The sequence below is a fragment of the Sphingomonas psychrotolerans genome (assembly GCF_002796605.1).
Lineage (GTDB): Bacteria > Pseudomonadota > Alphaproteobacteria > Sphingomonadales > Sphingomonadaceae > Sphingomonas > Sphingomonas psychrotolerans.
The window spans coordinates 3,496,906-3,509,998 of record NZ_CP024923.1; the positions used below are offsets into that span (position 1 = coordinate 3,496,906).

At 65.7% G+C, this 13,093-nt stretch carries 17 protein-coding genes; 11 read left to right on the forward strand and 6 right to left on the reverse strand.

Annotated elements, in window-relative coordinates; genetic code table 11:
- Positions 1–5: 5 nt before the first annotated feature.
- The 3 genes from acpS to pyrE all read right to left on the reverse strand — a co-directional run bounded on the left by acpS (position 6) and on the right by pyrE (position 2,003).
- A complete protein-coding gene (acpS, locus tag CVN68_RS15945; protein WP_100283073.1) occupies positions 6–419 on the reverse strand; it encodes a holo-ACP synthase in 414 nt (137 codons plus the stop codon).
- 274 nt (positions 420–693) lie between these two features.
- Complete coding sequence (locus tag CVN68_RS15950) at positions 694–1,422, reverse strand: pyridoxine 5'-phosphate synthase (protein WP_100283074.1); 729 nt, start codon at positions 1,420–1,422, stop codon at positions 694–696.
- Positions 1,419–2,003, reverse strand: a complete 585-nt coding sequence (gene pyrE, locus CVN68_RS15955) for an orotate phosphoribosyltransferase (protein ID WP_100283075.1) — start codon at positions 2,001–2,003, stop codon at positions 1,419–1,421. Before pyrE ends, CVN68_RS15950 begins: the two co-directional genes overlap by 4 nt.
- A gap of 179 nt (positions 2,004–2,182) precedes the next feature.
- On the opposite strand from pyrE, the gene coxB reads away from it, so the two are divergent.
- The 11 genes from coxB to CVN68_RS16005 all read left to right on the forward strand — a co-directional run bounded on the left by coxB (position 2,183) and on the right by CVN68_RS16005 (position 11,441).
- Entirely contained in the window at positions 2,183–3,337 is a 1,155-nt protein-coding gene (gene coxB / locus CVN68_RS15960; protein ID WP_233503385.1) for a cytochrome c oxidase subunit II, read from the forward strand.
- 4 nt (positions 3,338–3,341) lie between these two features.
- The gene (ctaD, locus tag CVN68_RS15965; protein ID WP_100283077.1) at positions 3,342–5,015 is read left to right on the forward strand and encodes a cytochrome c oxidase subunit I; all 1,674 of its coding nucleotides are present in this window, start codon (positions 3,342–3,344) and stop codon (positions 5,013–5,015) included.
- Positions 5,016–5,155: 140 nt separating this feature from the next.
- Complete coding sequence (locus CVN68_RS15970) at positions 5,156–5,443, forward strand: hypothetical protein (protein WP_233503386.1); 288 nt, start codon at positions 5,156–5,158, stop codon at positions 5,441–5,443.
- A gap of 67 nt (positions 5,444–5,510) precedes the next feature.
- Entirely contained in the window at positions 5,511–6,413 is a 903-nt protein-coding gene (locus CVN68_RS15975; RefSeq protein ID WP_100283078.1) for a heme o synthase, read from the forward strand.
- Positions 6,410–6,550, forward strand: coding sequence for a hypothetical protein (locus CVN68_RS23690; protein ID WP_199560102.1), 141 nt, complete (start codon positions 6,410–6,412; stop codon positions 6,548–6,550). The genes CVN68_RS15975 and CVN68_RS23690 overlap by 4 nt, the downstream gene beginning before the upstream one ends.
- Positions 6,547–7,080, forward strand: coding sequence for a cytochrome c oxidase assembly protein (locus CVN68_RS15980; protein ID WP_100283079.1), 534 nt, complete (start codon positions 6,547–6,549; stop codon positions 7,078–7,080). The genes CVN68_RS23690 and CVN68_RS15980 overlap by 4 nt, the downstream gene beginning before the upstream one ends.
- A 34-nt stretch (positions 7,081–7,114) precedes the next feature.
- Positions 7,115–8,005, forward strand: a complete 891-nt coding sequence (locus CVN68_RS15985) for a cytochrome c oxidase subunit 3 (protein WP_100283080.1) — start codon at positions 7,115–7,117, stop codon at positions 8,003–8,005.
- Positions 8,006–8,108: 103 nt separating this feature from the next.
- A complete protein-coding gene (locus CVN68_RS15990) occupies positions 8,109–8,408 on the forward strand; it encodes a DUF983 domain-containing protein (RefSeq protein WP_324870158.1) in 300 nt (99 codons plus the stop codon).
- A complete protein-coding gene (locus CVN68_RS15995; protein WP_100283081.1) occupies positions 8,405–9,019 on the forward strand; it encodes an SURF1 family cytochrome oxidase biogenesis protein in 615 nt (204 codons plus the stop codon). Before CVN68_RS15990 ends, CVN68_RS15995 begins: the two co-directional genes overlap by 4 nt.
- 133 nt (positions 9,020–9,152) lie before the next feature.
- Positions 9,153–10,544, forward strand: coding sequence for a threonine synthase (thrC, locus tag CVN68_RS16000; RefSeq protein WP_100283082.1), 1,392 nt, complete (start codon positions 9,153–9,155; stop codon positions 10,542–10,544).
- A gap of 30 nt (positions 10,545–10,574) precedes the next feature.
- Complete coding sequence (locus tag CVN68_RS16005) at positions 10,575–11,441, forward strand: class I SAM-dependent methyltransferase (RefSeq protein WP_100284463.1); 867 nt, start codon at positions 10,575–10,577, stop codon at positions 11,439–11,441.
- On the opposite strand, the gene CVN68_RS16010 is transcribed toward CVN68_RS16005, so the two are convergent.
- From CVN68_RS16010 to CVN68_RS16020, 3 genes are read right to left on the reverse strand one after another with little or no spacing between them, the layout of a single operon-like run.
- Positions 11,438–12,082: a heme exporter protein CcmB gene (locus tag CVN68_RS16010; protein WP_100283083.1), complete on the reverse strand. Its 645-nt coding sequence runs from the start codon at positions 12,080–12,082 to the stop codon at positions 11,438–11,440. The genes CVN68_RS16005 and CVN68_RS16010 overlap by 4 nt on opposite strands.
- Positions 12,079–12,648, reverse strand: a complete 570-nt coding sequence (gene ccmA / locus CVN68_RS16015; RefSeq protein ID WP_100283084.1) for a heme ABC exporter ATP-binding protein CcmA — start codon at positions 12,646–12,648, stop codon at positions 12,079–12,081. Before ccmA ends, CVN68_RS16010 begins: the two co-directional genes overlap by 4 nt.
- Entirely contained in the window at positions 12,645–13,049 is a 405-nt protein-coding gene (locus CVN68_RS16020) for a metallopeptidase family protein (protein WP_100284464.1), read from the reverse strand. Before CVN68_RS16020 ends, ccmA begins: the two co-directional genes overlap by 4 nt.
- Between the last annotated feature and the right edge of the window lie 44 nt (positions 13,050–13,093).

Here is a 13,093-nt window from a genome sequence, read left to right on the forward strand (position 1 = left end):
GGCCATCAATCGTCCTTCCCGACCGCGATCGCCTCGATCATCACCATGGCGAACGCCCAGGGATGATCGTCGGTCAGCGTGAGATGCACCTTCGCGACGTGGCCGTCGGGAGTGAGGGCGTCAAGCCTCGCTTTCGCTCCCCCGGTCAGCGCCAGCGTCGGCGCACCCGAAGGGGCGTTGACGACACCGATGTCCTTGAGGAACACTCCCTGCTTGAACCCGGTTCCGACCGCCTTCGAATAAGCTTCCTTGGCGGCGAAGCGCTTGGCGAAGGTCGCGGCGCGATTATGGGGGCGGCGATTGGCCTTTTTGATCTCGACCTCGGTGAAGGCGCGTTGCTCGAAGCGGGTGCCGAAGCGATCGAGCGAATTCTGGATCCGCTCGATGTTGCAGAGGTCGGAGCCTAGGCCGAGGATCATAGCAACAACCAGATTGCTAGTTGCGCGCACCATGCCAGCAAGGGCGCTCCGAGCAGAAGCAACCAGGCGACCCGGGGACGGGACGGTACGAAATAGAGACCGGCAAGCACGCAGCCTAGACCGAGCACAAGACAGGGTAGGCCCTCGTCGCGAAAGATTTCGCGCGCCCTCTGCGCGGTGTCCGGATCGATCTTCGCGAGGTATCGATGCACTGGCACAACTGCCACCAAGGTTATCAGCGAAGCCGCAATGGCGGAAGCAGTTGCCTGCAATCTCATCGCGCCTCGTCCATCAGCGCACGCATCCGCTGCACGACCGGTGCAAGCCCGTCGAAGATCGCCTCGCCGATCAGGAAATGGCCGATGTTGAGCTCCATCACCTGCGGGATCGCGGCGATCGGCACGACATTGTCGAAGGTCAGGCCGTGGCCGGCATGCGGCTCGAGCCCGGCTTTGACCGCGAGCGCGGCGGCATCTGCGATCCGGCGCAGCTCTTGGGCGCGCGCATCCTCAGCCAGCTCACAATAGCGACCGGTATGCAGCTCGACCACCGGCGCGCGCAGGCGCAAAGCCGCGTCGATCTGACGTTCGTCGGGCTCGATGAACAGCGATACGCGACAACCGGCGTCAAGCAGCTTGCTCACCATCGGCGCGAGATGATTATGCTGGCCCGCAGCGTCGAGCCCGCCTTCGGTGGTGCGTTCCTCGCGCTTTTCCGGGACGATGCACACCGCATGCGGACGATGACGCAACGCGATCGCCAGCATCTCCTCGGTCGCGGCCATTTCGAGGTTGAGCGGCACGGTAAGCTCGGCGGAGAGACGGGCGATGTCCTCGTCGGTGATGTGGCGCCGATCCTCGCGCAGATGCGCGGTGATGCCGTCGGCGCCGGCCTCGGCGGCGAGCAAGGCCGCACGCACCGGATCGGGATAGCCCGAGCCGCGCGCGTTCCGCACGGTCGCAACGTGATCGATGTTGAGCCCGAGGCGGAGCTTGCCGGTCATGCCGCCGCGCGGCTCCCCGGCTTTACGGGGGGAATCGCGGCGAGCTCGGGGGGCAGTGCGTCGGGCTGATAGGCGGGGACGTCGAGTTCGATCAACGCGAAGAAGGGTATGTCGAACTCCGCTTTGCCGCCCGAGCGATCGACCAGCGAAGCCATTGCGATCACTTGCCCGCCCGCTTCCTCGATCGCCTTGATCGCCTCGCGTGAAGACAGGCCGGTGGTGACGACATCCTCCATCATCAGCACCTTCTGGCCGGGTTCGAGGCGAAAGCCGCGGCGCAGCTCGAAACTGCCGGTCGGGCGCTCAACGAACATCGCCTCGACGCCCAGCGCCCGCGCCATTTCGTGCCCGGCGATGACGCCGCCCATTGCGGGGGACACCACGGCGGAAATCTGTATGCGCAGTTCGGCCGGGATTTGCGCCGCGAGCGCCTCGGCGAGCCGGCTGCCGCGCGCCGGATCCATCAGCACTCGCGCGCACTGGAGATAGCGCGAACTCCGGAGCCCGGAAGAGAGGATGAAATGGCCCTCGAGCAATGCATCCGCAGCGCGGAACTCCTCCAGAACCTCGTCGCGTGTCAACGCTTCACTCCTCATGTTGCACCGGCGGGCACTCTTAGGGTCGGCACCCCGCGACCGCAACGGCCATGCAAAAAGGGTTGAGAATGGGCATGAGCCGCGTATAGGCCGCTGACTCGGTTCCTTTTCCTTTTCTTGCCGACCGCGCAGCCACGCGAACAGGGTGAAAATAGACGATGCGCATGCTTGGATTGACTTCGATTGTCCTGGCTGCGGGGCTGGCGCTGGGGGCGCCGGTCCACGCCCAGAATAGCGCCGCGCCTGTCGCTGCGCCGGCGCCCGCCGCCGCGACTCAGCAGGATGCCGGCACGACGGGAGCGCCGGCCGGCGCTCCAGCCACCATCGCAGCGCCGACGCCTGCCGCGATCCCCGATCCGACGCTCGATGCCGCGGGCAAGCCGCTGACCAAGGCCGTCCCGGGCATGGGCCAGCCGCAGGACGCGATCTATGGCCTGCAGGAGCAGGTTACGCCGAATGGCCGCGACGCGCATTGGTTCCATAACTGGGTGCTGATGCCGCTGATCGTGATCATCTCGCTGTTCGTGCTCGCGCTGCTGATCTACGTGATCATCCGCTATCGCCGCGCCGCCAATCCGACGCCGTCGCGCACCAGCCACAACACTGCGATCGAGATCGTCTGGACGCTGCTACCGGTCCTGATCCTGATCGCGATCGCGGTTCCCTCGATCCGGCTGCTCGCCGCGCAGTTCAAGCCTGCGCCCGACAATGCCGTGACCTTGAAGGCGATCGGCAACCAGTGGTTCTGGAGTTACGAATATCCCGATCACGGCGACATCAAGCTGACCGCCAACATGCTCAAGGAGCAGGCCGAGGTTCCCGCCGGCCAGCGCTATCGCACCGACGCCGACGGCCCGCGCCTGCTTGCGACCGACACCCGCGTCGTGCTGCCGGTCGGCGTGCCGATCCGCCTCGTCACCACGGCGCAGGACGTGATCCACAGCTGGGCGGTTCCCGCTTTCTGGATCAAGCTCGACGCCGTCCCCGGCCGCCTCAACGAGACCAGCTTCATCATCGAGAAGCCCGGCCTCTATTTCGGCCAATGCTCCGAGCTGTGCGGTGCACGCCATGCCTATATGCCGATCGCGGTCGAGGCGGTTTCGCCCGAAGTGTTCGCGCGCTGGGTAGCCTCGAAGGGCGGCAAGATGCCGGGCGCGAAGGCCGAGCCGCAATCGGCCACCGCGGCGGGCAACGACGCCTCCGCCGAGCCCGACAACGCCAGCGAGGCCGGGCCGGTCGTAAACGCCACTGCCGCTCCGGCGGTCACCAACAAGCCCGCGACGCAGAACCCGGCGGGCCTCGGACAGACGGGCAACTGAGACCATGACCGACACCGCCATTCCCTATGCCGCGCATGAAGATCATGCGCACGATCATCACGATGCCGATCACAAGCCCGGCTTCTTCCAGCGCTGGTTCATGTCCACCAATCACAAGGACATCGGCACGCTCTATCTGATCTTCGCGATCGTCGCAGGAATCATCGGCGGCGGTATCTCGGGTCTGATGCGCGCCGAGCTGATGCATCCGGGCATCCAGTATCTGCCGACCTGGCTCGAATATCTCCACGGCTCGGCGACGTTCGACGAATCGCTCCACTTCTGGAACGTGCTGATCACCGCGCACGGCCTGATCATGGTGTTCTTCATGGTCATGCCGGCTATGATCGGCGGCTTCGGCAACTGGTTCGTGCCGATCATGATCGGGGCGCCGGACATGGCGTTCCCGCGGATGAACAACATCTCGTTCTGGCTGCTGATCCCGGCTTTCGCGCTGCTTCTGGCCTCGCCCTTTGTCGGCAACGGCGCGGGCACCGGCTGGACGGTCTACGCCCCGCTCTCGACCTATGGCGAGCCCGGTCCTTCGGTGGATATGGCGATCCTGTCGCTTCACCTCGCGGGCGCCAGCTCGATCCTCGGCGCGATCAATTTCATCACGACGATCTTCAACATGCGCGCGCCGGGCATGACCCTGCACAAGATGCCGCTGTTCGTCTGGTCGGTGCTGATTACCGCCTTCCTGCTGCTGCTGGCGCTGCCGGTGCTCGCCGCGGCGATCACCATGCTGCTGACCGATCGCAACTTCGGCACAGCGTTCTACGATCCCGCGTACGGCGGCGATCCGATCCTCTACCAGCATCTCTTCTGGTTCTTCGGCCACCCCGAAGTCTACATCATGATTCTGCCGGGCTTCGGCATCGTCAGCCAGATCATCGCCACCTTCAGCCGCAAGCCGGTGTTCGGCTATCTCGGCATGGCCTATGCCATGGTCGCGATCGGCCTGGTCGGCTTCGTCGTCTGGGCACACCACATGTTCACCACCGGGCTTTCGGTCACCGTGAAGATGTACTTCACCGCGGCGACGATGGTGATCGCGGTGCCCACCGGCGTGAAGATTTTCTCGTGGATCGCGACGATGTGGGGCGGCTCGCTGAGCTTCAAGACCCCGATGGTGTGGTCGATCGGCTTCATCTTCATGTTCACCGTCGGGGGCGTGACCGGCGTCGTGCTCGCCAATGGCGGCGTCGACGATTACATGCAGGACACCTATTACGTGGTGGCCCACTTCCACTATGTGCTGTCGCTCGGCGCGGTGTTCTCGCTGTTCGCAGGCTTCTATTACTGGTTCCCCAAAATCACCGGCAAGATGTACAGCGAGCTGCTCGGCCAGCTGCACTTCTGGGTGTTCTTCATCGGCGTGAACGTGATGTTCTTCCCGATGCACTTCCTCGGTCTCCAAGGCATGCCGCGTCGCTATCCGGACTATCCGGATGCCTATGCCCATTGGAACACGGTCGCGACTTATGGCTACATGATCATGTTCGCCGGCGTGCTGATCTTCTTCGTCAACGTCTTCTGGTCGCTGTTCGCGGGCAAGAAGGCGGGTGCCAATCCGTGGGGCGAAGGCGCGACGACGCTCGAATGGACACTGTCGAGCCCGCCGCCATTCCACCAGTTCGAGACGCTGCCGGTGATCGACGGCGGCTCGCACCACTAAACCCTCTGCCGGAAGGCGGACGCAAGCGCCCCGGGGGAAACTCCGGGGCGTTTTCGTTTGGAAATTGCGGACCCAAGCGCGACACTGGCTCGTTAAAGCGGGGCGCGGCTTCGTTCCTGGCGCTCTTGGAAGGGTCGACGATGTACAAATGGGCATATGGCGGCTGGGCCAGCGCAGGCATCGACGCCTGGACGCTGGGCATGGAGGCTTCCGCAGTGATCGGCCTGCGCACCATGAAGATGGCGGCGGGTGGGACCGGCGCGGCCGAAGAGGCGCGACTGATGGTCTCGGAGAAGATGCAGGCTGCGCTTGAGCTTCAAACGGCCTTGGTCAGTGGTCGGCTGGGCGGCGATCCGCTGGCGGACACGCGCAAGGTTCTGCGTCACTATCGCGGCAAGGTGAAGGCCAACCGCACACGGCTGGGTTGACACCGGCCTGGCCGTCGCGCTGCCCCTTTCGCCTCGCGCAACCGCGGCTTATAGGCCGCAACGAGTCATGACCACCACCGCCGCCCCGATCACCCTTCCCGCCGACTGGCGCGACTTCCTCGCGCTCACCAAGCCGCGGGTGATGACGCTTGTCGTATTCACCGGGTTGTGCGGGATGCTCGCAGCACCCGTGCCGATCCATCCGATCCTTGGCTTCACCGCGATCCTGTGCATCGCATTGGGTGCGGGCGCCGCGGGCGCGCTCAACCAATGGTACGAGGCCGATCTCGACGCCAAGATGAAGCGGACCCAGCAGCGCCCGCTTCCCGCCGGGCGGATGGACCGTCAGTCTGCACTGCATTTCGGCGTAGGGCTCGCCGGCTTCAGCCTGGCGTTGATGTATTTCGCGATCAACCTGACCGCGACTGTGATCCTTGCCGTCTCGATCCTGTTCTACGTGTTCGTCTATACGATCTGGCTGAAGCGGCGGACCCCGCAGAACATCGTCATCGGCGGCGCCGCGGGCGCCTTTCCGCCGCTGATCGGCTGGGCGGCGGCGACGGGCGACGTTGCGCTGCTGCCGGTTCTGTTATTCGCATTGATCTTCCTGTGGACTCCGCCGCATTTCTGGGCGCTCGCGCTGTTCGTGAAAACCGATTACGCCAATGCCGGGGTGCCGATGTTGCCGGTGGTGGCGGGCGAGCGTTCGACCCGCATCCAGATCGGGCTCTACACCCTGCCGATGATCGCCGCCGCGATCGTGCCGTGGCCGCTGGGGCTCGCGGGGGCGATCTATGGCTGGTCCGCAATGCTGCTCAGCGCGATCTTCCTCGCCTTCGCCGCGATGGTCGCGTTCCGCAGCTCGGGGACCAACGACGCAATGATCCCCGAGAAACGGCTATTCAAATATTCGATCCTCTATCTGTTCCTCATGTTCGGCGCGCTGGTGGCCGATAGGTGGCTTGCATGACTGATATTGATTCGACCGACCTGATCCGCGCCCGCCAGCGTTCGCGCGCACGGATCATGGGGCTGCTCCTTGCTGCCTTCGTCATTCTCATCTTCGCGATCTCGATCGTGAAGATGCAGATCGGGCATTCGGGATGAGCCGCAATTTGCGGACCGCGCTGCTCGCCGGACTCGGCGTTTGTACGATGACCGGGATCGGCTTCGCCAGCGTGCCACTCTACCGGATGTTCTGCGAAGTCACCGGTCTCAACGGTACCACCCAGCGCGGGCTTCGCGCGCCGGGGACCACCGGCGACAAGATCACCGTCGCGTTCGACAGCAACGTCAGCCCCAGGCTGCCCTGGACCTTCGTTCCGGAGCGTCGCGCCGACACGATCGACGTTGGCGGACGCGACATGGCGTTCTTCAAGGCGAAGAATCTGTCGAACAAGGCCGTAACCGGCTCGGCGACGTTCAACGTCACCCCCGCCGCAGCGGGCAAATATTTCACCAAGATCCAGTGCTTCTGCTTCACCCAGCAGACGCTTCAGCCGGGGGAGGAAGTCCGCATGCCGGTGATCTTCTATGTCGACCCGGCGATCCAGAAGGATCCTGATGCGAAGGACATCCAGGAGATCACGCTCTCCTACACATTTTACCCGGTAGATTCCGGCAAGACTGCAAGCTAGAGCAGCGCCAAACCTAAGAAACAGGGACGAGCCGATGGCGGGTGCCAAGAACCATCAATATCACATCCTTCCGCCGAGTGTCTGGCCGCTGTTCGGTGCGATGTCCGCGCTGGTGCTGGCCGCGGGTGCCATCATGTGGATGCACCCCAAGGAAGTTGGCTCGAGCGGGACTCTCGTGTTCTTCGCCGGCGTCGCGGGCATCCTGATCACGTTCTTCGGCTGGTGGGCCGACGTGATCAAGGAAGCGCATGCCGGCGATCACACCCCGATCGTCCAACTCCACCTGCGCTACGGCATGATCCTGTTCATCGCCTCCGAAGTGATGTTCTTCGTCGGCTGGTTCTGGGCATGGTTCGATTTCGCGCTCTTCCCCTCGACGGTTGAGGCGGTAGGTGGGACGTGGCCGCCCAAGGGTATGCACGTGTTCGACGCGTTCCAGCTGCCGCTGCTCAACACGCTGATCCTGCTCTGCTCGGGCTGCACCGTGACGTGGGCGCATCACGGCCTGCTCCACAATCAGCGCGGCGGCGCGATGAAGGGCCTGTGGGGTCTGATCGGCGTCGGCGAGAATGATTCGGTGAAGAAGGGGCTGTGGCTCACCGTGATCCTCGGCCTCAGTTTCACCGCGCTGCAGGCGGTCGAGTATATGGAGGCACCGTTCCCGTTCAAGGCGGCGAGCGAGCATGGCAGCAGCTATGGCGGCGCCTTCTTCATGGCGACCGGCTTCCATGGCTTCCACGTGCTGGTCGGCACGATCTTCCTGATCGTCAACCTCGTGCGCGTCTATAAGGGCCACTTCACTCCGCGGCAGCATTTCGGCTTCGAGGCCGCCGCCTGGTATTGGCACTTCGTCGACGTGGTCTGGCTGTTCCTCTTCGCCTCGATCTACGTCTGGGGCGGCTGGGGTGCGCCGGTGCACGGCTGACGTGCCCGAACAGCCTGAATTGTCGGGGGGAGGTGGCCCAAAGCTGCCTCCCCCCATTCATTCCGGACTATATGGCTGCTGCCCGCGTTGCGGCGCGAAGACGTTGTTCCGCAACTTCGTGGCCTTCGCCGATATCTGCCCGGACTGCGAGCTCGACTATCGCGCTTTCAACGTCGGCGACGGTCCGGTAGTGTTCCTCACACTCGGCATCGGCGCGCTGATCACCGCTTTGGCTTTGTGGGTGGAATTTTCTTTCGAACCCGGGCTGCTGATCCACGTCCTGCTGTGGGTCCCGCTGACCCTGCTTCTCACCGTGCTGGCGCTCCGCGTCGCCAAGGGTTTGCTGCTCGCGCTCGAATACCGCCACCGCGCCCGCGAAGGTCGGATCGCCTCGGACGAATGACCCGCCGTGTTCCCCTGATCCCCACCGTCGTCGTCGCGCTCGCCGTCGCGGCGATGATCGGGCTCGGGCTGTGGCAGCTGGTGATCCGCAAGCCGCAGAAAGAGGCGGCGCTCGCGCAGCTCGCCGCCAACCCAGGCAAGCCGGAGATCGCCTTCCCCCGGCTCCCCGACGACCGGCTGCTGTTCCGCAAGGCGAGCGGCTATTGTGTGCAGCCGGTGTCAAGCAGGCTCACCGGGGCGGGGAGCGCCGGCTTCCGCTTCATCGTCGAATGCCGCACCGGCGGAGGCGAAGGTCCGGGGATGCTGGTCCAGCTCGGCACAACCCGCGATCCGATGGCGAAGCCGGTGTGGAAGGGCGGCGCGGTGCGCGGGACGATCAGCCATGCGCCCGACGGCCGTTCGATGCTGGCGTCGCTGTTCGATCGCGCGCCGAAGCGGCTGCTGCTGGTGGCGGATACGCCTGCGCCAGGGCTCGTCCCCAACGCTGCGCCCGACCTGTCGTCGGTGCCTAACAACCATCTGGCGTACGGCGTGCAATGGTTCCTGTTCGCGGCGGTGGCGAGTGTGATCTACATTCTCGCGCTGCGCTGGCGGGGGCGCAAGGCGCCATAGCCGTCGTCCCGACGAAGGCCCGGCTCTCGAGCTGCGAGCGCGCCGCTTGAGACCACGGCCTTCGCCAAGGTGACGACACGGGTAAACATAGCCTATCTTGTGACCGGGCCTGTGCGCCGCTAACCCCGCCGCCATGCGCTACCAAAGCACCCGAGGCGCCGCGCCCCTGCTCGGCTTTCGCGACGTCACGCTCGCCGGACTGGCGAGCGATGGCGGGCTCTACGTCCCCGAGATCTGGCCGAGCCTCACCCGCGACGAGATCGCCGGGCTCGCCGGCCTATCCTATGTCGAGACCGCCGTCCGGGTGATGCTGCCGTTCGTCGGCCCGGACCTGTCCGAGGACGAACTACGCGATCTGTGCACCCAGGCCTATGGGCGCTTCTCGCACGCCGCGGTTACCCCGCTGGTCCAGCTCGATCACCAGCATTGGTTGCTCGAATTGTTCCATGGACCCACGCTCGCGTTCAAGGACGTCGCGCTCCAACTGCTCGGGCTGTTGTTCGAGAAATTCCTAGCGGGCGGCGCGACGCATCTCACCATCGTCGGCGCGACTTCGGGCGACACCGGCAGCGCCGCGATCGACGCAGTGGCCGGACGTATCGGCGTCGATATCTTCATGCTCCACCCCAAGGGCCGGGTTTCCGAGGTCCAGCGCCGCCAGATGACCACGGTGCTGGCGCCCAACGTCCACAACATCGCGATCGAAGGCAGCTTCGACGATGCCCAGGCGCTGGTGAAGGCGATGTTCAACGACGCGGTTTTCTCCGGGCGTTTCCAGGTGACCGCGGTCAATTCGATCAACTGGGCCCGGCTGATGGCGCAGGTGGTCTATTATTTCTACGCCGCGATCCGGCTCGGCGCGCCCGAGAAGGCGGTCGCCTTCTCGGTGCCCACCGGCAATTTCGGCGATGTGTTCGCGGGCTATGTCGCGGCGAAGATGGGGTTGCCGGTAGCGAAGCTGATCGTCGCGACTAACGTCAACGACATCCTTCACCGCGCGCTTTCCTCGGGCGATTACTCGACCGGAACGGTAACGCCCACTGCGGCTCCGTCGATGGACATCCAGGTCAGCTCGAATTTCGAGCGGCTGCTTGCCGATCTCGCCGGCGGGTCCATTGCCGATCAGATGCGCGGCTTCGAGGCGGCCCGGGCGATGCGGCTGACCAATGCCCAGCGCGAAGGCGCGGCCGGGCTGTTCGTCAGCGATCGAATCGATTCGGATGCGATGAGCGAAGCGATGCGCTGGGCTCATGCCGAAGCGGGGCAGGTGCTCGATCCGCACAGCGCGATCGGCCTTGCCGCCGCACGTCGCGCCGGGCTGCCGGCGGACGTGCCCATGGTGACGCTCGCCACTGCGCATCCTGCCAAGTTCGCCGACGCAGTCGAGCGCGCTACCGGTTTGCGCCCTTCGGTGCCGGCACGCGTGGGCGACTTGCACGAGCGTCAGGAGCGCTACGACGTGCTTCCCGCCACCTTCGAGGCGGTGACTGCCTATATCGCCGAGCGCGCAACGCCCAAGGCCTGACAATTGGCCGCAGCCTCGATAATGGGCGGCATGGATCTCATCACTCTCACCGGCGAGCCTTGGGCCGATTACGGGCTGATCGACTCTGGCCACGGCCGCAAACTCGAGCGCTACGGCAAATACCGTTTCATCCGGCCCGAGCCGCAGGCGATGTGGGCGCCCGCCGCCGATTGGGATGCGCATGGCGAGTTCCTTCCCGGATCGGACGAGGAGGGCGGCGGCCGTTGGATGTTTCATCAGCCGACCCCGCGCGAAGGCTGGCCGCTCGCTTGGGAAGAAGTCCGCTTCACTGCCCAGACCACGCCATTCCGCCATCTCGGCTTCTTCCCCGATATGGCGCCGGTGTGGCGCTGGATGCGGGGGCAGATCGCCGACAAGCCCGAGGCCGAATGCATGAACCTGTTCGGCTATACGGGCGTCGGTACGCTGGCGCTGGCGGCCAAGGGCGCGCGGATGACGCATGTCGACGCGTCGAAGAAATCGGTCGCCGAGGGCAAGGCCAATGCCGCGCTCTCCGGGATGGAGGATTTGCCGATCCGCTGGATGATCGACGACGCGGGCAAATTCGTCGCCCGCGAGGTACGCCGCGGCCGGCGCTATGACGGGATCATCCTGGATCCGCCCAAATGGGGGAGGGGGCCAAACGGCGAGGTGTGGAAGCTCGAGGAAGGGCTGCCCGCGCTGATCGCCGATACCCGCAAGCTGCTCGATGCCGAGTCGCGCTTTTTGTTCCTGACGGTCTACGCAGTGCGCATGTCGGCGCTGGCGATCGGCGAGCTGGTCCGCCAGCATTTCGCCGATCTTGGCGGCAAGGTCGAAGCCGGCGAGCTGACCGTGCGCGAGGAAGCGCGTGGGCTCGAGCTGCCGACCGCGATCTTCGCGCGCTGGAGCCGTTAGCTCCGGCCCATCCGGATCGCCGCGCCGGCGACGAACGGGCAGCCCGCTACCAATAGCAGACTCACCGCGGCGAGCAGCTTGAAGGCGCCGGGCTGGTCGCTGCCTGTGCCCGCGCCGAAGATCAGCAGCGGCACTGCAAACGGGAGCATCACCAGTCCCGCCAGGGCGCCCGCGCCGCGCAGGCCCGCGACCAGAGCCGCAGTGGCGATTCCGAGCGCGGCCAGCCCCGGCGTTCCGATCGCGAGGCCCGCGAGCAGCGGCAACAACGCGGGGGCAGGCAAGTGCAGAAGTGCCGCGGCGATCATTGTCGCGGCGAGCAATGCCGGCGCGAAGCCAAGCCAGTGACCGACCATCTTCGCGGCGGCCACTCCCGCATCGGAAAGCCCACGCGCAGCGAACTGATCGAGCACCCCGCTTTCGACGTCGGGGGTCACCAGTCGTTCGACGGGGAGCAATGCCGCGAGCAACGCCGCCGCCCAGATCACCCCGCCGCCCACCCGCGCCAGCAATTTGCCGTCGGGGCCGATCGCGAAGGGAAACAGGATCGCGACGAGCAGGAAGAAGGCGATCGGCATCAGCAGCCCGCCGCTGCTCCACGCCCGCCGCAACTCGCGCCAGACGATGGCGGTGAAGGGGCTCACAGCCGCACTTCCTGCGCGTGCGGCAGCGCGATCGGCAAATGCGTCGCCACCAACGCGATCCCGCCGCAGCCTCGATGATCGGCGATCAGCTGCTCCAGAACTTGCGCCGATTGCGTATCGAGTCCGTTGGCGGGTTCGTCGAGCAGCCAGACCGGTGCGCCGCTCGCCAGAATTCGGGCAAAGGCGGCGCGTCGGCGCTGCCCGGTCGACAGCAGCCGCACCGGCACCTGCGCGAGTTGTTCGAGGTCGACTGCAGCAAGCGCCGCTTCGACCGCCATGGCGCGCCCGTCGATACGCGCCCAGAAGCGCAAAGCCGCGGCGAGCGCTAGTTCGGGATCGAGCGCCGCGGTCTCGGCGAGCAAGGCGCGCGCTCCTTTGCCGGTCACGCGCCCCGCTGCGGCCGGGAGCAACCCCGCGGCGATGCGGATCAGGCTCGATTTGCCGGTACCGTTGGGTCCGGTGACCAATGCCGCGTCGCCGGGTCCCAGCGCGAAGCGCAGCCCTTCGAACAGCAATCGTCCGCCGCGAACGCATGCAACGTCGGCGAAGGCGAGGCCGGCGCTCACCCGGCGGCGTCTTCCAGCGCGTGCATGTCGTCGTCGGACAACCCGAAATGATGCCCGACCTCGTGCACCACGATATGGCTGACCAGCGCCTCAAGGCTCACCCCCGTATCACTCCATTCGTCGAGAATCGCGCGACGATAAAGGTGGATGCGATCGGGCAAGGCTCCGGAGTCGAAGGCGGATTTCTCGCCGATCGGGCGGCCGTGATAGAGGCCGGTCAGTTCGAACGGGTCCTCGATCCCCATTACATCGAGCGTCTCGTCGTCGGCGAATTCCTCGACGATCAGCACCACGTCGGCGAGGTGCTCGGCAAAGGGCGACGGGATACGCGCCAGCGCCTCGCGGGCCAGCGCCTCGATCCTTGCTGCGTCCGGCGCGTGGGAAGCCGCTTGCCCGCTCATCCGCGAACCCATAGGCGGAGGGGCGGAGGCGGGGCAAGGAGGCG